Annotated in this window: 24 protein-coding genes and 1 riboswitch; of the genes, 8 read left to right on the top strand and 16 right to left on the bottom strand. The window is 37.1% G+C overall.

From position 1 onward, the window contains the following. Positions 1-2: 2 nt before the first annotated feature. The 6 genes from FS458_RS02090 to FS458_RS02065 form a co-directional block, all read right to left on the bottom strand. On the bottom strand, positions 3-626 hold the full coding sequence (locus FS458_RS02090) for a CpsD/CapB family tyrosine-protein kinase (protein WP_144697318.1): 624 nt from the start codon (positions 624-626) through the stop codon (positions 3-5). Further along, complete coding sequence (locus tag FS458_RS02085; RefSeq protein WP_144697315.1) at positions 613-1,335, bottom strand: YveK family protein; 723 nt, start codon at positions 1,333-1,335, stop codon at positions 613-615. The genes FS458_RS02090 and FS458_RS02085 overlap by 14 nt, the downstream gene beginning before the upstream one ends. A gap of 100 nt (positions 1,336-1,435) precedes the next feature. Then, positions 1,436-2,365, bottom strand: a complete 930-nt coding sequence (locus FS458_RS02080; RefSeq protein ID WP_144697312.1) for a hypothetical protein — start codon at positions 2,363-2,365, stop codon at positions 1,436-1,438. Positions 2,366-2,412: 47 nt separating this feature from the next. Beyond that, positions 2,413-3,261 (bottom strand): hypothetical protein, encoded by an 849-nt coding sequence (locus tag FS458_RS02075; RefSeq protein ID WP_144697309.1) that lies wholly within the window; start codon positions 3,259-3,261, stop codon positions 2,413-2,415. 92 nt (positions 3,262-3,353) lie between these two features. Beyond that, positions 3,354-4,754: a sugar phosphate nucleotidyltransferase gene (locus FS458_RS02070; RefSeq protein ID WP_144697305.1), complete on the bottom strand. Its 1,401-nt coding sequence runs from the start codon at positions 4,752-4,754 to the stop codon at positions 3,354-3,356. Further along, on the bottom strand, positions 4,751-5,983 hold the full coding sequence (locus FS458_RS02065; RefSeq protein WP_144697302.1) for a glycosyltransferase: 1,233 nt from the start codon (positions 5,981-5,983) through the stop codon (positions 4,751-4,753). Before FS458_RS02065 ends, FS458_RS02070 begins: the two co-directional genes overlap by 4 nt. Before the next feature lie 402 nt (positions 5,984-6,385). On the opposite strand from FS458_RS02065, the gene FS458_RS02060 reads away from it, so the two are divergent. Further along, positions 6,386-6,538: an anti-repressor SinI family protein gene (locus FS458_RS02060; RefSeq protein WP_144697299.1), complete on the top strand. Its 153-nt coding sequence runs from the start codon at positions 6,386-6,388 to the stop codon at positions 6,536-6,538. 206 nt (positions 6,539-6,744) lie between these two features. Next, positions 6,745-7,251: a DUF2628 domain-containing protein gene (locus tag FS458_RS02055; RefSeq protein WP_186320414.1), complete on the top strand. Its 507-nt coding sequence runs from the start codon at positions 6,745-6,747 to the stop codon at positions 7,249-7,251. 327 nt (positions 7,252-7,578) lie between these two features. On the opposite strand, the gene FS458_RS02050 is transcribed toward FS458_RS02055, so the two are convergent. Next, complete coding sequence (locus FS458_RS02050) at positions 7,579-7,950, bottom strand: hypothetical protein (protein ID WP_144697293.1); 372 nt, start codon at positions 7,948-7,950, stop codon at positions 7,579-7,581. A gap of 342 nt (positions 7,951-8,292) precedes the next feature. Between FS458_RS02050 and FS458_RS02045 the strand changes: the two genes are divergently transcribed. Together FS458_RS02045 and FS458_RS02040 are read left to right on the top strand one after the other, a co-directional pair. Beyond that, complete coding sequence (locus FS458_RS02045; RefSeq protein ID WP_260858267.1) at positions 8,293-8,865, top strand: sigma-70 family RNA polymerase sigma factor; 573 nt, start codon at positions 8,293-8,295, stop codon at positions 8,863-8,865. Continuing rightward, positions 8,849-10,120 carry a hypothetical protein gene (locus FS458_RS02040; RefSeq protein ID WP_144697290.1) on the top strand — a complete coding sequence of 424 codons (1,272 nt, stop codon included), beginning with the start codon at positions 8,849-8,851 and terminating at the stop codon, positions 10,118-10,120. The genes FS458_RS02045 and FS458_RS02040 overlap by 17 nt, the downstream gene beginning before the upstream one ends. 65 nt (positions 10,121-10,185) lie before the next feature. Here FS458_RS02040 and FS458_RS02035 read toward each other — a convergent pair whose 3' ends face one another. Next, positions 10,186-11,160 (bottom strand): NAD(P)H-dependent flavin oxidoreductase, encoded by a 975-nt coding sequence (locus FS458_RS02035; RefSeq protein ID WP_313957512.1) that lies wholly within the window; start codon positions 11,158-11,160, stop codon positions 10,186-10,188. A gap of 210 nt (positions 11,161-11,370) precedes the next feature. Beyond that, positions 11,371-11,463, top strand: a riboswitch (cyclic di-GMP riboswitch). 29 nt (positions 11,464-11,492) lie between these two features. Between FS458_RS02035 and FS458_RS02030 the strand changes: the two genes are divergently transcribed. Both FS458_RS02030 and FS458_RS02025 read left to right on the top strand, forming a co-directional pair. Further along, entirely contained in the window at positions 11,493-11,636 is a 144-nt protein-coding gene (locus FS458_RS02030) for an anti-repressor SinI family protein (RefSeq protein ID WP_260858266.1), read from the top strand. A gap of 98 nt (positions 11,637-11,734) precedes the next feature. Further along, positions 11,735-12,055 carry a helix-turn-helix domain-containing protein gene (locus FS458_RS02025; protein ID WP_144703208.1) on the top strand — a complete coding sequence of 107 codons (321 nt, stop codon included), beginning with the start codon at positions 11,735-11,737 and terminating at the stop codon, positions 12,053-12,055. A 33-nt stretch (positions 12,056-12,088) separates the two neighbouring features. Here FS458_RS02025 and FS458_RS02020 read toward each other — a convergent pair whose 3' ends face one another. Beyond that, a complete protein-coding gene (locus FS458_RS02020; RefSeq protein ID WP_144697284.1) occupies positions 12,089-12,661 on the bottom strand; it encodes a hypothetical protein in 573 nt (190 codons plus the stop codon). A gap of 237 nt (positions 12,662-12,898) precedes the next feature. Here FS458_RS02020 and FS458_RS02015 point away from each other — a divergent pair, with 237 nt between their 5' ends. After that, positions 12,899-13,942: an STAS domain-containing protein gene (locus FS458_RS02015; RefSeq protein WP_144697281.1), complete on the top strand. Its 1,044-nt coding sequence runs from the start codon at positions 12,899-12,901 to the stop codon at positions 13,940-13,942. Positions 13,943-14,445: 503 nt separating this feature from the next. On the opposite strand, the gene FS458_RS02010 is transcribed toward FS458_RS02015, so the two are convergent. The 7 genes from FS458_RS02010 to FS458_RS01980 form a co-directional block, all read right to left on the bottom strand. Continuing rightward, on the bottom strand, positions 14,446-15,099 hold the full coding sequence (locus tag FS458_RS02010) for an NlpC/P60 family protein (protein ID WP_144697278.1): 654 nt from the start codon (positions 15,097-15,099) through the stop codon (positions 14,446-14,448). Positions 15,100-15,273: 174 nt separating this feature from the next. Further along, a complete protein-coding gene (locus FS458_RS02005; RefSeq protein WP_144697275.1) occupies positions 15,274-16,143 on the bottom strand; it encodes a DUF6843 domain-containing protein in 870 nt (289 codons plus the stop codon). Positions 16,144-16,248: 105 nt separating this feature from the next. After that, positions 16,249-16,962, bottom strand: coding sequence for an ABC transporter ATP-binding protein (locus FS458_RS02000; protein WP_144697272.1), 714 nt, complete (start codon positions 16,960-16,962; stop codon positions 16,249-16,251). Then, positions 16,959-18,122, bottom strand: coding sequence for an ABC transporter permease (locus FS458_RS01995; RefSeq protein ID WP_144697269.1), 1,164 nt, complete (start codon positions 18,120-18,122; stop codon positions 16,959-16,961). Before FS458_RS01995 ends, FS458_RS02000 begins: the two co-directional genes overlap by 4 nt. Then, entirely contained in the window at positions 18,092-19,321 is a 1,230-nt protein-coding gene (locus tag FS458_RS01990) for an ABC transporter permease (RefSeq protein ID WP_144697266.1), read from the bottom strand. Before FS458_RS01990 ends, FS458_RS01995 begins: the two co-directional genes overlap by 31 nt. A gap of 299 nt (positions 19,322-19,620) precedes the next feature. Next, the gene (locus FS458_RS01985) at positions 19,621-21,246 is read right to left on the bottom strand and encodes a DUF6583 family protein (RefSeq protein WP_144697263.1); all 1,626 of its coding nucleotides are present in this window, start codon (positions 21,244-21,246) and stop codon (positions 19,621-19,623) included. A 195-nt stretch (positions 21,247-21,441) separates the two neighbouring features. Next, positions 21,442-21,942, bottom strand: coding sequence for a sigma-70 family RNA polymerase sigma factor (locus FS458_RS01980; protein WP_144697261.1), 501 nt, complete (start codon positions 21,940-21,942; stop codon positions 21,442-21,444). A 636-nt stretch (positions 21,943-22,578) separates the two neighbouring features. On the opposite strand from FS458_RS01980, the gene FS458_RS01970 reads away from it, so the two are divergent. Next, on the top strand, positions 22,579-22,797 hold the full coding sequence (locus FS458_RS01970; RefSeq protein ID WP_137791022.1) for a DUF1659 domain-containing protein: 219 nt from the start codon (positions 22,579-22,581) through the stop codon (positions 22,795-22,797). Positions 22,798-22,820 lie beyond the last annotated feature (23 nt).

Raw genomic sequence — 22,820 nt, 5'->3', positions numbered from 1 at the left:
TTCTACCCTGTTTGATAGATTACACCGAGTATTGGTTTTTTAGAATGATTGATTTGTTTTTTCGCTGCTACAGCGTCTTCTATTTTTGTTTTACCGGACTGAACAACAAGCAAAACCCCATCACATTGGTCGACCAAAACTTGAGCATCTGATATTTCCAAATAGCTAGGAGCATGAAATAAGACGAAATCAAACCTTTGTTTCCAGTTATTCACTACATGTTCGATCTTTTTACTAACCCATAAGTCAACTGGCGTTTCATATAGATTTCCGGCTGTAAGAATGGAGAGACCTCTTATATAATCATTTTGAGCGTGTAGAAATCCGTTCTCACCCTGCATAACTACATCAGAGAAACCTTTTGTATTTGAAATATTAAAATAAGTATGCAACGTTGGATTTCTTAAATTTGCATCGACTAACAATACTTTCTTTCCTTGTTCTGCAAAAGAGATGGCTAGTTGAGATGAGATATAGATGTGATGAGATGGTCCTTTTGGCGAAGTAATCATCACGATTTGAGAGTGACTATCTTCCAATTGTTTTTCAATGTTACTTCTTAATATCCTAACTTCTTCTGTACTTTGGTTGTAATTCATGACTGAATTCTTTTTACGCCTTAACACTTATCTCACCTCGTTGAACAGATTTGTTTTGAAATAAATATTTTTCTTTCTTTTTTACATGAATATGCCCTAATACTGGGAGACCGAGGGTCATTTCTACCTCTGAAGGATCATTTATGGAATGATCAAAATACTCCTTCAGCATTCCTAGACCTATTCCCATGAATAATCCTACAAACAATCCAATAGCGATGTTAGACAGAGAATTACCGACTTGTTTGACTGAGATATCAGATTCTGATTCACTTACGATTTTTAGGTTCTTTACATTCAGCAGATCATTTAATTTTTGAACGGAAACATTTCCCACTGCATATGCCATTTGTTTTGCAACTTCTGGACTTGATTCCTTAATGACAATATGAATAATTTGAGAATCTTTATTATTTTGAACCGATATATTTTCTTCAAGCTCTTTAAGACTATTTTGATTGCCTAGTTCAGCACTAACAGCATTAAGAACAATGGGGCTTTTTATTAAGTCTACGGCAGACGCCAAAATCCGAATAAGTTCTTGATTTTCCGTATAGCTATTCTCATTTTGTTCTTTACCCACAATAATATATTCCGTCGCTTCAAATGAAGGTTTTACAAAATACATGGAGACTATTACTGCAATAGCCGTAACAAACAAGGTGGTTACTATAATTGTAATAGCTCTATTTTTTAAAATTCGAATGAATTTTTTCAGATCTATTCTCTGTTCCATCCTTAACCTCCTCAAGTGGTCGTTCTAAATAATGAACTTGATGAGTAAAAAAAATATTAGGTTTAGCGTTTTGTTCATTTTAAAGAACGGACTATCTTTATTATTCTGTATAACTATTTTGATTTCCTTTATCCATAATAGAAAATCTTTCAATGTTCATGTCTAGCTTGTTATGTGCAGATTCCTGAGTAAATTGGACAACTTTATTCGGAGTATTTAACAGGTGTTGATCCCAAACCATGCCTTGAAACGTATTGTAAGATCCGCTCACTTTAATTATCGTTTGAGAAATTTGGGACAGTTGAATCTGCAATCCAGTAAACTGGTTCCCAGAACTTTCATTTGGTATGGAAACAGATGAGTCTATAACAATATAATTTACACAATCATCTAATGTCATGTTCACAAAACGGTTTCCATTAATCCAACTCTGTCCTTTCTTGTTATCACTGGGCTCTACGACAATCTGGATGCCATTATCAAACCCGGCCACCTTATTATCTGTAAAATTGACAAAGCTGATAAAATTATTATCGCCCATTGCATACAGGGAAAGAGCTGACCCCTTATGAGATCCGCTAGAATTGATAATGGAAACATTCGTAACTTCCGTTCGTTCCCATGACCAAAACTTATGCTTTCCCTCTATAAAAACCACTTCTGAATTGAATTTGGGATCAATCACTTCTATGGTTCCATTGATAATAGAGGCATTTTTTTCAAGCTGTATAGCCCTAAAATTCCCATCGATTAGGATTTTAGTATTTTTTCCAAGTTCTAACGTTACACCTTCTTTGATCACTAACCCTGATCGAATCACATATTTCTTGTTGCCAGTCAACTTCACTAGCCCCTCTTTATTCTTAAAACTATTATTAATAGCTTGCTGGATGACTATAGCATCATCTTTCAAATCATTACCATGTGTTTCTATATTGGTAGATTTGATGTACATCTGCTGAAGGATCAACGTCAATACAGCGGTGATTAGAGCTGTAAGAAAGAGGTATCCGAAAACCGGTCTGGACATACATAACCCCCACTTAAAAACTCCAAGTAATTGGAGTTTCAAACGATTTACTTAAGGTTAAACTTTCCGTTGTCTACAATACGTGAAGTCGGGATGCTTCGTATATTTATCTTGTTATACGAACTTTGTGACGTGAATTCTATTAACGTATTATTACGCACTAGGGATAAATCCCATGCCATGCCATTAAATTCATTGTACTGACCAGATATAGTGACTAATTTAACGGTTTTGGTAGAAGGCTGAATCTGCAAATTCGAAAAAACGTTTCCACTACATTCATTCGGTATACTTTCACTCGAGTTAAACACAATACCTTGAACACAATCATCAATTGATACATTCGTAAAACGGTTCGCATTCACCCAGCTATACCCTGTTGCTGGCTTTGTGCTCTGTAAACGTACAGCTGTATTTAGACCAGCAATATTGATGTTCTCAAAATTCACAAATGAGATCTCGTGACCCGTACCGTTAGAATATAGATGTAACCCTGTTCCCTTATAACTGCCGCTCCAGTTTACAATATTAATATCTTTAATCAAGGTTTTATTCCACGTATTGTAGTATTTGTATTTCCCATCCAAGTATATTACTGGCGAATTGAAGTTTACATCATCAATTGCAATATAAGCTCCTTCTAACGATGCATTTTTTTGAAGTTCCAAAACTCTAAAGTTACCATTTACTACAAACCGTGTTCCATAACCAAATAGTAGTCTTATACCTTCTTTAATGACGATTTTACCTGTTATATAGTAATCTCGATCTGAAAGCAAAACAGTTTTGAAACTATTATGTGAAAAGGCATAATCTATTGCAGACTGAACGGCTGCAGCATCATTTACACCACTAAAATTCTCCACATTAATTGTCATTAAAATCATACCTTTCATAACAAGCTTTACTGCTTGTTACTCTATTCATGCATGCCTATTCCTAAGGGAAAGACAAGCTTAACAGATACTATAAGATATGAAACTAATGGTTAAAATGCCACTCTATCTCTGGGTGGTTTAACAATAGAATTGCTATGGAATAACTTCTCAAGATCATCCCAGCTTGTGTATACACATAATTTATCTTCTCGCGATAATTTTGGACCGCTTTGAATTTCAATAATTTCTAAATCCGTTATTGCTTTTATACTATGTTTGGCTTTAGGTGGAATTTTCAATATGTCCCCCGCGCTGACTCTATTAATTTCTCCGTTTAACACAAATTCCCCCTCACCTTTAATAACAGTCCATACTTCATGCCTATAAAAGTGAGTATGATAACTTAAATACTTGTCCTTGTTAATCACTAACCTTTTTGTAAGTACCTCTTGCTCTTCATCAATCTTTCTATGTTCCAATACTTTATAGCATCCCCATCTTCGCTCTTCATACATAGGTATTTGATGGTCACTTTGTTTGAGATGTTTAATCCTATGACTTTTTTCTTTATCTGCTACTAAAATTCCATCAGGACTAGCTGCTACAATGAGATTCCTGCCACCAATTACTGTAATAGGAATATCCAGTTCATTGATGAGGTGAGTATTTACTGAATCATCCATGGTCCCTTTTCCTAATTGAATTGTATCCATTTCATCAGTTAACGTATTCCATGTCCCTAGATCCTTCCAATATCCATCATATTTAAGAACAATTACATTCTTCTCTTTCTCAATTACCATATAATCCATGCTGTCCTTTGGTAACAGAGAATAGTTTTCTAGCAAACTCTTATATTGGATAGGAAACTCCATCTTCCTTAACAAAGAAAGGATATAACTAATCCGAAAAGCAAAAACACCACAATTCCAAAGACCACCTTGACTTATGAATTCCTCGGCTATGACCTGGGTTGGTTTCTCCTTAAAATGAAGTACTTTATTCCACAAATCATCACCTTCATAACTTGGGATAATATACCCGTACTTTTCAGATGCGTACGTCGGCTGTACACCAATTAATGCGATTTGAGTTTCTGATTGTTGAAGAGCTGTTTCAAGCTCCTTAACTTTATTGAAAAATTCATTTTCCACATACGGATCGACAGGTAAAACGACAACTACTTCATCTGGATCTGTATTTAATTCTGAATAAAGATAAGAGGCTGCTAAACAAACTGCTGGAAAAGTATCCCGTCTTTCAGGCTCAACAATTATTCCATTCGTTGGTTGCAACTGATTTAAAATCAAATCTACTTGAGCCATACTTGTTGATATAAGTGTTGAATTAGCAAGATTAACTTCCGTTAATTGATTCCAAACACGCTGAATCATTGATTGGCTAACATTATTCTTATCTTTCAGTACTTTTAGGAATTGTTTGGATCGCGCATCATTCGATAGTGGCCATAACCGTTTCCCCGAGCCTCCAGATAAAAGAACCACTTTCATCCTATCACCTCAGCTTTTACTTCTTTTTGTGGTGTATAGTTCTTCTTACTAATGTGCTTTCTAATGGTCATATTGTAAAAATCAATTAATTGAAGATTTAGTTGCTCCCATTTGTAGTTGGTCTCAACAAATGTTCTTGCTTCTCTTCGTATATCATTTAACTTCATTGAATCAGAGAGCAGATCAACAATTTTTTCGGCAAACTCTTCATCTCGATCTCTAACAATAATACTTTGATCATTTATTGCTTTAATAGGTTCGCTGACGATTGAAGTAGTAATGACAGGGATGCCGCATGACATAGCTTCCAGCACTTTGTTTTGCAATCCTGCACCACTTTTCAATGGGCAAACAAATAGTTTAGCATCCCATAGATATTTTCTTACATCATCTACTTCACCAGTTAAAACAATGTTTTTATGCTTTTCGCAGAGACGTATAAGGTCTTGCGTAGGGTTTCTACCTACTACGTAAAAAGTAAAGTCTTCCAGCTTCTCTTTTATAAGAGGGAAAATGTGTTTAATAAAATATTTCACACCATCTCGGTTAGGTGAGTAGCTCATATTCCCGACGAATACGATGTTGTTTTTAGTAGTTAGGTGTTTTTGGTAAGAGAAGTACTCCAGATCGACCCCATTTGCAATAGTTGTCAATGTGTCTCGATTTAAGGAAACATTGTTTTTGTCAATATCCGAAATAAAGATACCTCCGTCATAACGGGAACTTGCTACCTTTTCCATATTATGTACGTTTTTAGCTTCCCAACGAGTAATTGGATTTATTAACGAGATCTTAAGCTGTGCAGACCGTTTGAGGTTAAGAGAGATAGAATCAACAAAGTCTAATACATTTGGGACATGATTAATCGATGACTGATATGGATAAAGGCGCACTAGTTGATGATGAACGATATCATATTGTTCTTTACTCGTTTCATTTCTCAAAATTTGAAGAAGTTTATTAGAATAATAGAGGGAGGTTTGCAAAGGCCATTTCTTAAACAAACCGAGGAACATGTTTCTTACTGCTGTACGTTTACTAAATGGAACAATCGTCACTTTACTACATAATTGGCGGACTTCATTCGGAATAGGTTGCTGATTTCCAAAGGAGATTAAATGGACTTCATGACCTAAAGCCTTTAGCCCTTTCATCTGGTTATATGCCCTTAGTTGATCTCCTTTTTTAGGAGGATACGGAAATCTAGGTGAAACAAATAAAATCTTCATGTGATCACCCACCCTTTGTTTTTTATAAAATACTTACCGTTCTTTAAAAAGTACAATTTCTTATGATTATAGTAGGTGTTAGACCAAAACGCAAGGATTAAAGAACAAAATATTCGTTTTTGAGAACATTGACTCTAAAGAAACTTAATTTTAATAGAATTCTATTAAAATATAAAAGATTATTGAATTCGATCACTCTCATTAATAGGAAAATATACTCAATATGGATTAGATTTTTAATTATTTCATTTTCTGACAACATTTTTAGAAACTCCTGTTTATAATCGATACATATAATTTCCTTTATTTAGAAGATTTTCTTTTAAAGGCCTATTTAATAGATGGTTGAGTGAATATATACAGCACTAAATTATAAAATTGTTATATGGGGGGGAAGTTGCTATGAAGTACACCTTGTCTTTGGACAAAGAATGGATTGAATTAATGATTGAAGCGAAAGACCAAGGGTTAACCAAACAAGAGATAAGAGATTTTTTGAATGTACAGATAGCAGAAAATCAATGTGGAAATAGTGAGTTTCGAACTTTAAATTAATTAAAGTTCACTCGTAAAACCATTCATATCGCTCATTTAATAAAACAATTAATTTAAAGATAAATTAGCTCCGCCGAAATAATATATGCTTAGGAGCATTTTTTATAATTTTAAATAGAACCAGGTTATGATTAAAAACAGGTTTCACTTTTTCTAAATAATGGAATATTAAGATGAGTTTCTTGTTTAGAGAAAGGAGATGCAGATTGGATATTCAAACAAATTACGCTAATTCAAAGTTATTAGACGGCCAATTAGCAGAAAAAGAAAAGTTCGAGGCTTTTGTAGGAGAAAAGAAGAAAGACTTTTACTTAAAAAAATGGCAAAAAGACAACAGTTGGAACTGGGCAGCTTGTTTGTTAACTATTTTTTGGCTTGGTTACAGAAAAATGCTTAAATCTGTTGTTTACATCATTCTTGGTTTTTTAGTAATAGACATCATTATTCTTTTCATTGGAATTGATGAGGCAGCAATCAGTAGAGGATTAGGTTATGGGCTTGCTGGAGCGCTAGGGATAACAGGTAATATGTTTTATAGAAAGCACGCTGAAAAACAAGTACAAGAGGTTAATCAGCTTTCGGTCAGCGAAGAGGAGAAGATGCATGAACTTCGCAAACGCGGTGGTACGAGTGGAAAAGGAGCTCTCTTAGCAGTCTTAATGTTTTTAGGATATTTGGCTATTACACTTGGATTGACACTTACTTTTGCATAATTCCTTTAAAAAAGATAACTCGACTAATGAGTTATCTTTTTGCTTTATATATAAGTGAAATACTAATCGCCTGAACCAACGATATGCTTCTTCTTCTCCAGTGCCTCTAGACAAATTGTCTTAAACTTTGTACAAAATTTCCGTACCCTATTATGTTCCCAACTAAATACATCATTATATTTTTCTATTAAGTCGTCACAAAGTAAAGTGAGTTCTTGCCTTCATTCTTTACTCTCATTAGATTGGTTTTAGAAACTGCAAACAAGCAAACAAAAAATCACAACGGATATTCGTTGCGATTCTTACAGTACGCGAGAGACTTCAATTTTACGAAAAAATCCTTTCAGTTTTGCTCATGATTTGATTTAGGTTATTCTCTAATAATTTTGCCTTGTCCGTAATTCCTTTTTCAAATTGCTCAATTGTTGTTTGATCTCCATTACTTTTAATCGGTTCAACATTCAAAATTTCTTCTAGCTGCATACGCGGCGATTGTTCTTCCGAATCAAAATCTACCCTTCTCATGTAAATAAACGTATCCATATCTCGGTAATTTAATTCTATTTCAATTTCTAGCTGATCATTAACGTATAAGAAGGTTGTCTTCCAACTCCCATCTGTATCGACCGGCTTAGAAAATCCATAATCTCGTATTAAATAATCAAAACTTTCTTCGGTAATCGATGAGAATAAATTCATGGTAACACCTCCATATTTATTAGCTGTTGATTTTTATCACATCGTAATGAATTCCTTACAGTTTACACGGTTTCTTTACATAAAGATATTACTTATACTTTCGCTCTCTTCTTCCCTTCTCCTCTTTTCGAGGTGAATATGGTTGGATTTTGTTATTGGAGATACATCGGAAAGGACACAGCAGATTTGCTGTGTCCTTTCCTAGTGAACATATTTAGTACTTTGTAATTGTATGGGGTCAGACCCCTAAATGGTAATATTATACTGGTATTCTAAATTTATGAAACTTATGTTAATATATCGTCGTCTTACTATCGGAAATACAACTAAGGAGGACAGCTAGTGAAAAGTGAGGAATTAAGGGGTTCCATAAGTATTGATGGGATGACTAAAGATGATGCCATTGTTTACTTAATGAGATGTTACGGTGAAGAGATCAAACGTCTCGTTTATACATTCGTAAAGAATTGGCAGCAAGCTGAAGATATTACTCAAGATGTTTATATTGCTTTGTATACGAAACTTGATACATTTCGTGGAGAATCCGCACTAAAGAGCTGGATTTATACAATAGCTATTAATAAGTCAAAAGACTTTTTAAAAAGTTGGAGCTATAGAAAACTTGCATTTACAGATAAATTCACTGCAAATTCAACCGGAAGCGTCGACTCTGCCGAATATGGGGTCATTTCAAAGAGTGAGGATGAACTTTTGTATCAAGCTGTCCTTTCTTTGCCGATAAAGTATAGAGAAGTCATTTTATTACACTATTATAAGGAATTTTCTATTCGAGAGATCTGTGGGTTGTTGAAGATAAGTGAATCGACAGTCAAAACCCGTTTAAGCAGAGCCAGAACAAAGTTACAAGGTTCCTATATTCATCTAGGAGGTGAGCGTAATGGAAAAAAAACTTAAAGACCTTAGACAAACATTGGATCAACAAATTTCTACAAATCCCGTTTTCACGAAAAAAGATGAAGAAAATATTTTACTTTCTATACGAAACTCATCATTCAACAAAAAAGCTGGAAAGAAAAAAAATATATTTCTTCCAAAACTCCTGACAGCAGCTCTTTTTGCTGGGGTTGTTTTTACCTCTTATACATTGATTGACACGTATTTGGAACCCCAAACGATGCCAGATATTAAGAAAGAAAATAAGAAACCTAAAGTCCATTACGCTCAGAAGTTAACCCAAGCTTCCAGTACGCTGTCTTTTGAGGTTAGTAAAAGAGAACTTACGATTTCAGGAACGGTTGTAAATACAACAAATTATAATAGTGAACCGGTTCAGGCAAAAGTAAATATCTTAGATGAAGATGTAGCAAAAGCTTTAGGAGCAGAAAGCTTAATTATAGAAACTCCTACTAATCAAATATTAAAACCCGATGAAAGTTACACTTTTAAGAAAGTAGTCACTGTTGACCTTGGTATTATTGATGAAAACACATTTAAGGATGCCGTAGAAGTAGAAATATACAGCAAGGAAAATATTTTAACCTCGTTTGTTATAAATGATATAACATATTTATCAAAAGAAGAAAAAGAGGTAGAATCACAAGAAGAGAACACTAGCATAGAGGAAAAAAATGTTGAATCTACTGACACACCTGACAATACAATTATTAATGAAGAAGTACTCGAAGAACCAATCGAAGAGTTAGCCGAAGAGTCCGCTATAGTAGAAAAACCTGAAGAAATTAAAGAACAAAAGAAAACTCCTTTTGATAAAGTAAATGTTTCTTATCAAGGAGGTAAGTATTATTTCAATGGTGTAACTACAGAAATGACTTTAGAAGAAACCGTAAAAGTCCTCGGGCTTTATGATCAAAAGTATATTTCAGAGATTGAATATGATGCACAAAGTACTTATAGTTGGAAAACTAAAATAAATGATTCTCCTCCTTATGAGTTTCTTAGTATCAATTATATGAATCAAGACCGAGCCTTTACTTTAAGCTTTCATCTTAAAAAGAAAGAGAGAGATGCGTTAATACAACAGCTTGGAAAGCCATATCATATTCATGAACGAAGTGAGAGTGTATATTTTTATTCAGAGAGTTCTAATCAATTACTTGATATTTCTAGAGGAATAGCAGATTCCAAAGATCTTTATAGTGTAGATCTTCGAATAAAAGATGATCCAAGTTATTTAAAAGATTTTAAATAAACTTCCCCCAAAATCACGTTTATACAGCGTGGTTTTGGGGGATTTAGTTCTAAAGGACTAATGTTTTAAGGGATAATACTCATAGCTTCCTTTGTTTTTAATGCTTTTTTGTACTCTTCCTTTAGGTCATCTACTACTTCCTGAATGGTAGAGATTTTCTTCACACTGCCAACACCTTGTCCTGCGGACCAGATGTCTTTCCATGCTTTTGCTTTGGATTCAGAGAACGAGAGGTCAACATCATCCTTTTTCATCAAGTTTTCCACATCAAATCCCGCTCTTTGTAAGGATGGAAGCAGGTAGTTTCCTTTTATTCCACTAATCGCATCCGTATAAACAAGATCCTCAAGAGTAGAATCTATTAACATCTGCCGGTAATCTTCGCTCGCCGAAGATTCTTGCGTCGCAATAAAGCGCGTTCCCATGTATACGAGATCGGCTCCAAGAACCTTGGCAGCTAGTATTTCTTCACCTGTAGAAATAGCCCCAGCTAGAATCGTCATCCCATCCCAGAATTCCTTTACGGCTTTTAAGAAAGCAAACGGATTTAACGTCCCACCATGGCCACCTGCTCCACTGCACACGAGTATTAATCCATCAATGCCCGTCTTAGCAGCCTTACGCGCGTGATCAAGCGAGATAACGTCAGAGAATACGAGACCTCCGTACCCGTGAACGATTTTAGCAACATCGCTTGGATTACCAAGAGAAGTAATCACCACTGGCGGTTCATATTTCTTTATTAGCTCCAAATCTTCTTCAAAACGTTTATTCGTACGGTGAACGATTAAGTTAACACCCCATGGAGCAATCTTTGCCGAAGGATCTTTTTCCCTGGCATTACTCAGCTCTTCTGAAATATGTTTCATCCAATTTTCTAATAGATCGGAGGTTCTTGCATTCAGTAATGGAAAGGTACCTATTATTCCGTTCTTACAGCTTTCAATCACCATATCAGGACTCGATACAAGAAACATTGGGGCGTTAATTACTGGTAAACTGAGTTGATTCGACAAATTCATTGGCAATTTGTTAGACAATTTATTCATCCTTTCAGCAGCTAAAATTAGTTTAATGGGTATTTATTAAGAATAATTTCAACATAACCTGCATCATTCCTTTAAGAAAGTTTTATAGGGGTCAAATAAGATTTCCGAATATTACATTTTTGTTACAGTCATTTTCTGACAACATTTTCTATTTAGCTTGTTTATAATCAATTTTAGTTAGGGAATATGGCCTAATTATCCTTCAGACAAGGGCAAACATCTTCGAAAGAAGTGGGCGCAAAGCCACGGGTCTAACGCTTAACTTAAAAAAGCTACGATCGCCGGGTTACCTGGACATCATTTACTTTCTGGAGGGATTCTTAGTGGAAAATACGTTTAAGCTGGATCACGAGTGGATTGAATTGATTAAAGAAGCGAGAGATCAAGGTTTTACTAAAGAAGAAATTATTCGTTTTTTACAAAATCCCCAATTATCGTTAGAACAATATCAATTGCAAGGAAATTAATTCATTGAAATAGTAAGCAAGTCACAGAATTTATTTACTTACCTCATTCAGAAAGATATAATAAAGGCAAATTATTTCTTAAATGGGGATTGCAAATGATGATTGGTGAACGAGTAAAAAAATACCGTACCGAAAAAGGCCTCTCCATTACAGCGTTAGCTGATAAAGCAGGAGTAGCCAAGTCGTATATAAGTGCTCTGGAGCGAAATATTCAACAAAATCCTTCTATTCAACTTCTTGAAAAGATTGCGGATGTACTGAATATTTCTGTAGATCACTTAATTAAAGCTGAAGTCGACACAAAAAACTTAGATCAAGAATGGGCTGAATTGGTTAAGGAAGCCATGGGTTCTGGTGTAAGCAAAGAACAGTTTAAAGAGTTTTTGGAATTCAACAAATGGAAGAATAAGCAAAACTAACCACCTCATTCTTGGATAAGGTGGTTTTTGTCTTCACAAAGCATAAACGTATATAGCAAAAGTAGAAATTGTTAAGAATGCAAATAATATAACAATTGAAATAGTAAATAAATATTTCTTCGTTGTGTACCCCTTTAAAATTGAGTTTGGATTATAACCATCCACGTTTCTTACATGAAAGATTAGACCAATATTCACAACTGCTAATATCCATATCGTAATAAGCAATAGAATACCCCAGTTAAGTGAAAAAGTTTTATCATCTGAATTCCGATATAAGTAAGCTTGAAAGAACATAATCATACCTAACGCAATATTCATTATATAACTCAATCTTCGTTGCTTACTCCACTCCTTTCCCATCTTGTTCTTTTCATAAGTTGCCACTTTTTCAAAGATTATTAGTGATTGTTTTGTCTTTCCTTTTTTTAGTAAACCTATTAATCCATTCACAAGGGCTAATACCCCTAACAAAAAGTACATTGAAGCGTATGTCATGTTAACCACTCTAATTAAAAGAAAAAATAAGTTTATTACTGAAATGATCACTATATTTAACACAATAAACTGCTTACGTCTCATCTCTTTAATTTCTTCCGCTCTCAATCTAATAATCCCTCCCTATTCGAAACCACGAATTGTTCCTAATGAAGAACAAATAAATATATATAAAGAACAAGCCCCGGCAAACTATATCCTAAAACTTCATAAGAGATGATAAACCTTTTTGAATGTTCCATTACAGAAAAAAATCATTAAACAATTTTAAACCTTACGTTTCATATTAACTAAAATAGGGTACGGAAAAAGGGTGTCTACTATTTTTACTATGGAGGATTATAAATGAATCAATCGCCCAACGAACTAATAGATTCTCAAAAAAGTGTAGATGTTAATGGTTCTTCTTTCCACTGGGACCTAGCAAAAGGTATTTTTCAATTTGAAGGCGAAGATGTGATGTTGTTCTGGATTGATTCAGCATTCAAGGTGTTTCTCGATTCTATTGAAGAGATAACAGGAGAAGGAACCGCGGACCTTGTTTTTGAGACGGCTGGGTATCGGACAGGGTTAATCGTTAGCGATTTTTACATAAGAACGATCGGAAATATTGAGATTTCCGCTGAATCATTACCTACCATCTATGCATCAGCTGGTTGGGGTAAGACTTACATAGAGCTTGATGTAGAGAAAAAAGAAGCGATTATTACGATTACGAACAGCTGGGAAACTAAAGTTAAAAAAGCGCAGAACAGCGATCGTATGGGGCGCTTCTTACCTGGCCATTGGGCTGGCGTTTTCACAGGACTCTTTCAAACCAACATGTGGTATGAGGTCCTAGAAAACGAAGCCGATCCTAACACACTAAAATTAGCAATTTCAGAATCACATATAACACCAAATGATAACATTCGCGATCTCGTTCAACGGGATGAGCAACATGAAATTATGAAGCTGGAAGCTATGGTTGAAGACCGAACAAGAGAGTTAACCGATTTAATTAGGGAGATTTCCTCTCCTATTATTCCGGTAACCGATCATATTGTGGTTATTCCCTTAATCGGTAAATATAATGAGCTACGTTCTAAAGATATGTTAGAGCATACTCTGACTTCACTGCCTCAACACAAAGCAAAATTTGTTATCTTAGATCTAACCGGTATTAAGTCTATTGATTCTGAAATGGTGGATATGTTGAACAAGCTTGTTTCCTCTGCTCGATTGTTTGGAATGGAAACGTTATTGGTAGGAATATCACCTGAATTAAGTATAGAAATAACGAAACACCAGTATTCCCTTGGAGAAAGTACATATTTTAGAAATCTGAAGCACGCCATCCACTTTGCCTTTGCAAAGGAAGGAATGCTCATACAAGAACCTACGAAGTAACGAAAATCCACGCTGCGGTTGCAGCGTGGTTTTTTTATTTTCTGCTGTATTTCTGGGACGTACAAAATGAAGGGATTTGTAATTGTATGGGGTCAGACCCCAATTTCTTAAAATCTCAACGTTTGTCTAAGCAACTTGTCTGCCTCTACATATGATATACAGAAACCGAAACCAATTGGAAGTCGGTATCAATTTGTGAGGTGAAACGATTAATGTGTAACAAGTGTGGAAACTACGACCACTGCAAACATGAAAAGCATGAGAAGCATGAAAAAGTTGAGAAGTGTTACAAGAAAGTAGAATGGGTTTGTGAAGAATCTTCTTCATCATCCTCTTCATCTTCTTCGTCCTCTTCTTCATCTTCATCTTCTAGCTACGAAGTGTTGAAGTGCAAAAAGTTCAAAAAAGCTAAGAAAAAGCAACATCATTGCTGCTGCGATCCTTGGGCAAGAATCTTGTTCTAGGATACAAAAAAGGAGTCCAATCAATGGACTCCTTTTTCTTTATAAACGTTTTGTCCCATAATAACGCGGCTTCCAGTAGCTGTTGTTCATATCTGAAATCGTTACTCCAGTTGAAGAACCGGCATGGATGAACTTTCCATTGCCAACGTAGATACCCATGTGGGAAGCTCCAGCATCTGTTGTTGAGAAGAATACAAGATCCCCAATCTCTTGACTGCCAACCTTATAGCCTGTGTTTACCCACATCTCTTTTACTGTTCGCGGCAAAGTAATGTTATGGGAATTTTTAAATACGTAGTTAATGTACCCTGAGCAATCAAAACCAGAAGTAGTCGTTCCTCCCCATTTGTATACCGTTCCTTGAAAACGTTTAGCATAATCTACTAAGTATGCATTGTTAACATTATAAACACCTAGTTTATTAAACGTACTTCGGCCCGCAATCCCATCTGCAGTTAAGCCTTTTGCACGTTGAAAACTCATAACCGCACTTTTTGTATAAGAACCGAAATATGTTGTATAAGAACCACTATATGTAAAGTAACCTTTACTGCGCAATAATGATTGTAACGTTCTAACATCTGAATGAGTCATCGTTGGACGAAGTGTTTGATCTCCAATATTTGCAAACGCCTGTAGTGGCGACAATAATAAACTCGCACCTAAAACTGATGTAACTATCCATTTTTTCATTATTTATCCCAAACTCCTTTGATTTTCCAAGTGATCTATTATTATCCTACAATAAATAATAGGACTTGTGTTTTACGCTTGCGTTACGGAAAATAGGAATTTGGTCTTCTTGTAAAATCCTGTCGAATTTAGTATCGTGCTAAAATAATTATATGTAATAAACAATTTTGTTCTCTAATAGCCAAAATCTCCAAATCCTTCTCGCTGTAGAATTTCTTCAACCCCAATGCTATGATCCTCTAAATATTGACTACCATAAGTAGAAAAATGGTCAGTACAATTTGAGTTAATAACGGTAAACGAACTATAAAGAAAATCCCTGTCATCATTTGATGTAGATCCTGAACCGCCTATGTGAATACACTTTTCCTTAATCTTCTCTTTCCGCCCTTCTTCATCTATATAATAGTATTTATTATTAAATGTACCTTCTGGTTCTGGTAAAGCTGTTAGCCCATACCCTTGATCATTTATTTTTATAACATTGTAGTCTCCCACTTTGTTTGGTTGAGGCTCATTTTCAATGTCGTATATCACTGTCACTCCACCTACATAACCAGCTGGGATGAGGTAATATTCGTTCGTTTTCTTTTCTAGTAATTCATGCATGTAAAGCGATAAATACAATGTAAGTACAGTAAATCCAACCATAAAGATACTTTTCACTATCATTGGTTTCCACTTAAAGTTTTGTTTTTTTACCTTTTGCCATTCTTCAGACAAGAAAAAGAGAGCAGCACAAATAATTGCAAAGTAATAAAATTCTTTTATGATGAAATAAGACACAAAAGCAAAGAAAATATGTAAAAAGCCTGATACAAAAAAATGAGATTTAACAATTTTGTTTGTGAATGAATCTATTAGTAGAGATACAGGTATTCCATACAAAAAGTTTCCAGCTAGTGCAAATAACAAAACGATAATTAAAGCAAAAGAACCTTCAGCTGAACCAGATTCATATACAAGATATAAACCTAGTAATAAGGTAAAGAAAAAGGATGCTAAAAGAGCGGACTTTATTTTTCTCAACAGATGTTCATTCATAATTCAACCTCCTTGTGAATGTTTTCACATACAATTTTATCACTTTAGTTGCGATATTGGAATATTCAGGATAATAAAAAAAGAAGCCTGCTCTATCAGCAGACTTCATCCAACAATTTCCCCAAGCGTTTCCGCAAAGTTTTCCGATTGTGCAACGGAACCGAACTGCCGCACTTTTTGTTTTGACCCGTAAAACAGTAACTCGCCTTCTTTTAAAATTAAAAAAGAAGTACATAATGTTTCGAGCTCTTGCGCGTCATGACTGGAATAGAGAATGGTCTTCCCTTCCCGTCCCAGTTGTCGCAAATCGTTTACGATCTCTTGTTTTGCCGATATATCAATTCCGACAGTCGGTTCATCCAGAATCAAAAGATCAGGGTCATGAAGCATCGCGATCAAGATGTTCAGCTTTCTCTGGTTACCACCAGACAGATGCTTCACTTTCTTATCAAGGTGCTCAGCCAGTCGCCACTCCTCGCAGCGTTGCATCCATCTTTCTTCTGACGATCCACCAGCTAATTTGCTAAAAAATCGCAAGTTTTCGCGCGTTGTCAGTTCATGATAGACAGCGATTTCTTGCGGTACGTAACCGATTTTTTGCCGAATTCTCTTTTGTTCTTTCCTTACATCTAGCCCGTCTATCTGAACCGATCCGCCAGATCCTTTCATAAGGGTCGCAAGGATTCTTAAAAGCGTCGATTTACCTGCACCGTTTGGGCCAACAACGCCGACGGTTTCTCCTTTTTCAATAAAGAAGTTCATTTCTTTTAATACTTCTTTTCTACCAAACTTCTTTTTCAAATTTTTTGCTGCAATCAAGCGTTGTCACCTGCCTTTAAGGTTGAAAGTACGAATAATATAAAACTTAGACCTACAAATATGAAGGGAATCATTAACGTTTCTTGGTTTAACGAAGACACGATCCAATATTGCGGTGTCCACTCTGCAGCACGTTGTAAAAAGCTTGAAAGCTCGTCACTCGGGAAGAAAGTTCCGCTTAAAAGTGATGTGCACAATACGACAAAGAGTGTAATCGCTTGCCATGTGCGGTTGCTGTGCACGAAATAAGCAAACAAAAGTGATAGTGCGTTTAGAAATAAGACGTAGCCAATCAAACCAGAAATTGTAGTCACGTTTAACGTTAATGCTTCTCTCCACCAGCCAAACCCGATCAATAAGATGAGCATGAATAGCTGTAAAAGCAAAACGCCCAGTGCATTTCCAAACCAGTACACTGAAAATCGACCAGCTGCATAAGGGATTCTCACCCGCATACCTGAATCACGGTCTTTAATCGGCCAGCTGTTATAAAAAAAACTAAACAACATGAGAAGTACGAGCATGCCTGGAACATAGATCGAGACGCTTTTCCCATTTGCCTCTACTGAAGATTCTCTCGTTACCCCAACTTTATAGTCAACGGTCATGAGAGGCTTCGGCTCCCAATGTTTATCGCTATACGCCCACGCATCTTTCCAGACCTTAGCTTGCTCGTCAGCATCCAGTTTCTCACTTTTTCCGTACGTTTTTAACACCGTATTGGCGCCATACGAATTACTCGATAACCGCTTCACTTCACTTGCAAAAATCTCACGCACTAATCCATGAGAAATTGAGCCTGACGAGAGCCACATCGTAACAAGTCCTTCTTCATCATTTTTTTGTATGCTTTCCATAAATCCTTCAGCTATAAAGAAACCGATAGCGGCTTTTTGCGTCTCAATCTGATTTCGCGCATCATCTTCATTATGAACACTTACTGAGACCGCTGGATTTTTACTCACTCGTTCTATGACCGTTTTTGAGTATTCTGTTTCATCCTCGTCCACGATCACAACAGGAATTTTAGTCGCATCACTTGTTTTTTCCACGGACATGTCTAAAAAAATCAGCACGAGGACAGGAACGATGAGTCCCAGCCAGCTCCACGGACTTTGAAGCAATAATTTTATACGTGTAATGGCAATTGTCCAGACCATGGCAACCTCTTCTTTATCGTGATAAGCAGCAAACTCACTGCCCAAATGGTGATTGAAAAGCTAAGCAAGAGAAGAACAGACATCCATGTTTCGTTCCCCACAAATAGTGTTTCAATCAGTCCGCTGTGTGCGTGATGCACGATGTTAAGCATACTTACGCTGCGCCACATTTCCGGAAGATACGATAGTGGCAAAACGCTTCCGCTTGTCGCAACGAGCCCCATCGCAAGAATGATTCCCGCTCCCCATTTTGCTGCGTTCCGAGCAAAAAGTTCCTGACAAAGTGCGAAAAGAGATGCGATGCTTAGGCAGTATGCTAAAAGTATGAATGTCGCCGTGATGCTCCACGTTTTTGTTAACGCATAAAATAGTACAGTCAAAACAGCGCTTTGGATGACGAGCAGAAGAAAAACGGATAGTATGTTGCTAAAAACGAATACAGCAGATCTTACTCCCTGTAGACTTAGTCTTTCGCGCAGTGCGGTTTGCTCATTTCTTGCGGTTAGACTCATACCAAACAACCCGCCAACGAGTAACAGAATCAACACACCAGATAAGCTGTAATAGTCGATTGTTGTGACTCCGCCGAACGCACTTAGCGTTTCCGTTTCGTAGATCTTGTTTCGGTTCAATGCTTGCAGCGTAAAGTCCGTGATAACTGTGTCGCGGTATGCCCGGAATTCTTCAGAACTTAAGTCCATCTTTCGCAAATAATGAAAAGCTGCGTTCGCTCCACTTTGTGCAGAAGAGATTAAGTTGGCGTTTGACACCATTACTTGTTGTAGGAGTTTTGCTTGAAAAGGCCGTTCAGGGTTACCGATGACGGTTACGGGGATATTTTTTCCCTTGCGTATCCCTTTAGTAAATCCATCGGGTACGATCACCATGCCCGCGATTTCGTTGCTAGCCAGCTTTTCACTTGCGGTTTCTGCATCTGTTTTTTCAAAGGTTAATACGTTTTTTAGTTCTTCTGAGTTTTCATACTGCTTCATGAGCAATTTGGTTTCAAACGTGTTATCTTCATCTACGATCGCTACGGCAAAAGGCTCTACCCACTGCTTTTCTTCAAGAAGTGGTTTTAGCCCAAGATACGTGATTCCAAGTAACAGTATCGGAAACAGCATCATAGCAATCAGAGGAAAAGGCTGCTTTAGCCAGCATTTTACCGTTAGATGGGCAATGAGTAGCGTTTGCCTCATAGTGTCGTTCCTTTCGTTTAAAAATTGGGTGAAGGTTCGGAGCTGAAAACCGCTTAGAACCTATACCTGTAGGGGCATTGGACTGGTTGAATCCAGAAGTTTTGGCTATTTATCCACGAGTTTTGCCTGTTTATCCAGAAGTTTTGGCACTTTATCCAAAAGTTTCGGCCGTTTATCCACGAGTTTACAATCCTCGACAATTCAGACGCAGCCTACATGCTTTATATACCCTATTAAGTTAGAAAAAAGGACAAAGATCAACTTTGTCTTAAGTTATCTCTGTCCTTCTTATTATCATTCTATTGGAACATTTGAGCGTTTTCACCGATAAATTGCTCGATGTTGCGTTGAATTTCTGACATCATCGTCATCATTTCAGCGTCACTCATCTCAGCAACGTTTACTGCTTTTCCTTCTGAAAGCTCAGGGAATTTCAGTTTATCGCCGAACGTTGTTTTTGTTTTGATGTTTAATCCAACGTTGATATCGCCCATTGTAGCGTCGTTACCAACTAGTGTTACTTTGTAATCGTGTTTTGCAAAGTCTTTATCAAGGTTCTGGTCGCCCGTGTGCTCAATTTCAAGCGTCATGTCTGGAAGCTCCATTGGCGCATCGCCTGCAGGAACAAGATTAGCTGTCCATTTTGACTTCTTATCTGTACCTTCACCTTTAATTTGGAAACCAATACCTTCTGTTGTACCGTTTTCAGTCGCTTCGAACTTCGCTTTAATATCACGCTTCATGCCGTCTTTACCTTTTGGTTCGCTTTCCATCTTCACATCAACAAGCAATGTTTCGCCTTCAGGACCTGCATTAAGAACCCAAGAAGAGTTCGTTACGTCGCCCTTCGTCCAGCTTTCAGATTTGTAGTTCATCGGAACCGCTTCTTCACCGTTCGCACCAATCTTCATCGTTACGTTACGGCTTACTACTTTATCATCGCCATCGATGATAACCACTTGCTTCATTCCACCTGGAACTTGCAAGTCATCTTTAATCGCTTTTTTCGCATCAGCAAGAAGTGTTTTAATTTCTTTCTTCGCATCTGCTTTACTCATGCTGCTAGTCGGTGCTACCATGCCTGTTTGAAGTCCGCCTTGCAATGCTGATTGTTCAGCAATCGCATCAAGGATCTCATCGTCTTTTTCAATCTTCTCAACAAAGTTTACAAGCATTGTCTTTGTTTCTTTTTCAGAAAGAGAAACCGTTAACTCGCGAAGCTTCTCTCCTTTAAAATCAACATCGTCTTTTAGTTTTACGTTTTCATCTTTCACGCTGTCAGCGTAAACTTTTGCAAACTCTTCGAACGCTTCATCACGAGCGTCTTCACTTAGGTCGCCATCAACTGCTTTAAAGAAGTTTTCAAGCTTTTCCATACCTTGGTACGCTGGATCGAACTTACGCATCACGTCACCGAACTGGCTGTTTTCGAAGTAAACGTTCTTATCGTAAGCTGCAGGTACATTTACAGCTGTTTGTTTATTGTTTTGATAAAACTCAGCATTCACTAAGTCTGAGTCGTTCATTGTTAATGCCATTCCCACAGATCCTTCTTCTTTCTTCGGATCATGCTGTGTTGTTACCTTGAATTCGCTGTTTTGTAGAACAGAACCAATCATCGCCGCTTCCATTCCACCTGCTCCAAACATCGCCGGGTCAACATCTACCCCAACGCTCGCTTCAGACTTATACGCTTCTTCCATTTGTTTTTCAGAAAGTGCTAGTGCATCTCCAAAGCTGTCTTCAAAAGATTCGTTTAGTGCTTTAAATGTGTTCATCTCGGATTTCAAATACAATTCACGCGGAGATAGATCTACGAACATCGCATAAGCAGTTGCCCCGATTGCAAGCACTGCGATAATAGCTAGCCCAATGATCAACGGTCGTTTCTTGTTTCCAGTACTCTGATTAACTTGTGTTTCCATCGTTTAATTGTCCCCCTCTTAATAAATATATAAGCTTTGTCCTACCAACTTATTACACTGTTATTCTAAAAAAATAGCAGCTTATTTCTCTATTGGCTATTATGGGTAAAAAAGGAATTTTTTCGCCCACAGTTTTCTACTATACCCTAATTCCAAAATTATATCCATCAAATCACATAGTAAGAAAGTTCGATTTTATTTGGCAACTAAAACTGTACGAAGCTTCTTTATTGCTGCTTTTCTCCAAGATTTCACTGCATAGAGAGTGACCCCAAACGTTTCTGCAATCTCAGCTTCCGTGTTCATGAGAAAGACGCGATGCACGACCCACCGTTGCTGATTTTCTGTGAGATGCATCAGATAGAGGTTCAATGTTTCGTCTTCCAAAAAAGGAATGTGGTCTTGATGGGATAGCTGTTGAAAACTTATCGAATTATGCGGATCATGCGTGACCTCTGCCTCCTGCCTCTTCATCTCATTTCGCAACTCTTGTAAAATGCGGCCGCGAACATGGATGAAGGCGAACGAGGAAAACTGCCCTTTTTCCGGATTGTAAGTTTCATAAGCCTTCCAGAGTCCGAGTAAACCAGCTTGATAGTATTGATCAAAATGGTTTATGAGGTGGTAGCGTCTGATCTGAGATTTGATGAGGGGTTCAAACATTGCAGCAACTTCTTCAAACGGCGTGTTTTTCATGGGAATCGTTCCTTTTGGAATGTGCGCACATTCGGGGAATTCCGCGGTATCTTCACTATAAATTGGAGGAGTTTTGTAAAACAAAGTGCAACTGTTGAAAAGTTGTATGGTAAACGATGCAGAACGACAAAAGTTGCCTGATAACTTTTGAATAGTTATCCACAATGTGTGTGCAGAATTACGAAAATTGATAGATTTTTTGTGTGAAATGGTGGATTTCGAGAAATTTCAGTGTTGTTTTGGAGTAAAATTCTAAAAATTGTGGATAAGTGGTGTGGGTAGAACACTTTTGTTAAGGCTTCGTTGCTTTGAGGGTGATTGATTTCCGTTCCAGGTTGCTCGCTTTCCGCGGGGCGATCGGTGAGCCTCCTGCCGCTTCGCGCCGTTAGGAGTCTCCACCTGACCACTTGTCCTAGCCGAGAGTCTCGCACCTTTCACTTCAATCAACTTATCAAGGTTGTTGGAAAACTTGAGGGCAACATCTTTAGTTAGAAAACACACCATCTTTCCTTTTGATGATTTTGATCCACGCAAAGTCGCTTTTGGACAATACTCTAGCCTCTTCAAAAAGTTTTTAGCCACATGGCTCCTTTTCACTTCCCTTTGGAACTTATGGTGTGAAAGGAGGTGAGGCACATGGCAACAGCAGCTTTGATTGATTCAGCGATGCGTTTGGAGCTTGATGGTGGTTTGGATGCAGACAACAAGCCGGTGGTGAAGTATAAGAACTTCGCTCATGTTAAGACTTCTTCGACACCTGACCAGCTTTATGCGGTAGCGAACGCATTATCAGGACTTCAAGTGTATCCGCTTGTGATGATTAAGCGAAACGATTCCTTCGCGATCCACTCTTAATTGAGTAGGAACGAGGAAAATAT

It is taken from the genome of Fictibacillus phosphorivorans (assembly GCF_007673525.1).
GTDB classification, from domain to species: Bacteria; Bacillota; Bacilli; order Bacillales; family Fictibacillaceae; genus Fictibacillus; species Fictibacillus phosphorivorans_C.
Note: the sequence above shows the minus strand (reverse complement) of the source record. Positions and strands in the feature narration are given on the sequence as shown.

Coding starts and splice junctions, on each gene's coding strand:
- FS458_RS01990 (WP_144697266.1), bottom strand. CDS start 19,321: ATGAGGCAAACGCTACTCATTGCCCATCTAACGGTAAAATGCTGGCTA.
- FS458_RS02070 (WP_144697305.1), bottom strand. CDS start 4,754: ATGAAAGTGGTTCTTTTATCTGGAGGCTCGGGGAAACGGTTATGGCCA.
- FS458_RS02025 (WP_144703208.1), top strand. CDS start 11,735: ATGATTGGTGAACGAGTAAAAAAATACCGTACCGAAAAAGGCCTCTCC.
- FS458_RS02040 (WP_144697290.1), top strand. CDS start 8,849: ATGGAAAAAAAACTTAAAGACCTTAGACAAACATTGGATCAACAAATT.
- FS458_RS02005 (WP_144697275.1), bottom strand. CDS start 16,143: ATGAATGAACATCTGTTGAGAAAAATAAAGTCCGCTCTTTTAGCATCC.
- FS458_RS02085 (WP_144697315.1), bottom strand. CDS start 1,335: ATGGAACAGAGAATAGATCTGAAAAAATTCATTCGAATTTTAAAAAAT.
- FS458_RS02060 (WP_144697299.1), top strand. CDS start 6,386: ATGAAGTACACCTTGTCTTTGGACAAAGAATGGATTGAATTAATGATT.
- FS458_RS02050 (WP_144697293.1), bottom strand. CDS start 7,950: ATGAATTTATTCTCATCGATTACCGAAGAAAGTTTTGATTATTTAATA.
- FS458_RS01995 (WP_144697269.1), bottom strand. CDS start 18,122: ATGGTCTGGACAATTGCCATTACACGTATAAAATTATTGCTTCAAAGT.
- FS458_RS01985 (WP_144697263.1), bottom strand. CDS start 21,246: ATGGAAACACAAGTTAATCAGAGTACTGGAAACAAGAAACGACCGTTG.
- FS458_RS02080 (WP_144697312.1), bottom strand. CDS start 2,365: ATGTCCAGACCGGTTTTCGGATACCTCTTTCTTACAGCTCTAATCACC.
- FS458_RS02015 (WP_144697281.1), top strand. CDS start 12,899: ATGAATCAATCGCCCAACGAACTAATAGATTCTCAAAAAAGTGTAGAT.
- FS458_RS01970 (WP_137791022.1), top strand. CDS start 22,579: ATGGCAACAGCAGCTTTGATTGATTCAGCGATGCGTTTGGAGCTTGAT.
- FS458_RS02065 (WP_144697302.1), bottom strand. CDS start 5,983: ATGAAGATTTTATTTGTTTCACCTAGATTTCCGTATCCTCCTAAAAAA.
- FS458_RS02075 (WP_144697309.1), bottom strand. CDS start 3,261: ATGAAAGGTATGATTTTAATGACAATTAATGTGGAGAATTTTAGTGGT.
- FS458_RS02010 (WP_144697278.1), bottom strand. CDS start 15,099: ATGAAAAAATGGATAGTTACATCAGTTTTAGGTGCGAGTTTATTATTG.
- FS458_RS01980 (WP_144697261.1), bottom strand. CDS start 21,942: ATGAAAAACACGCCGTTTGAAGAAGTTGCTGCAATGTTTGAACCCCTC.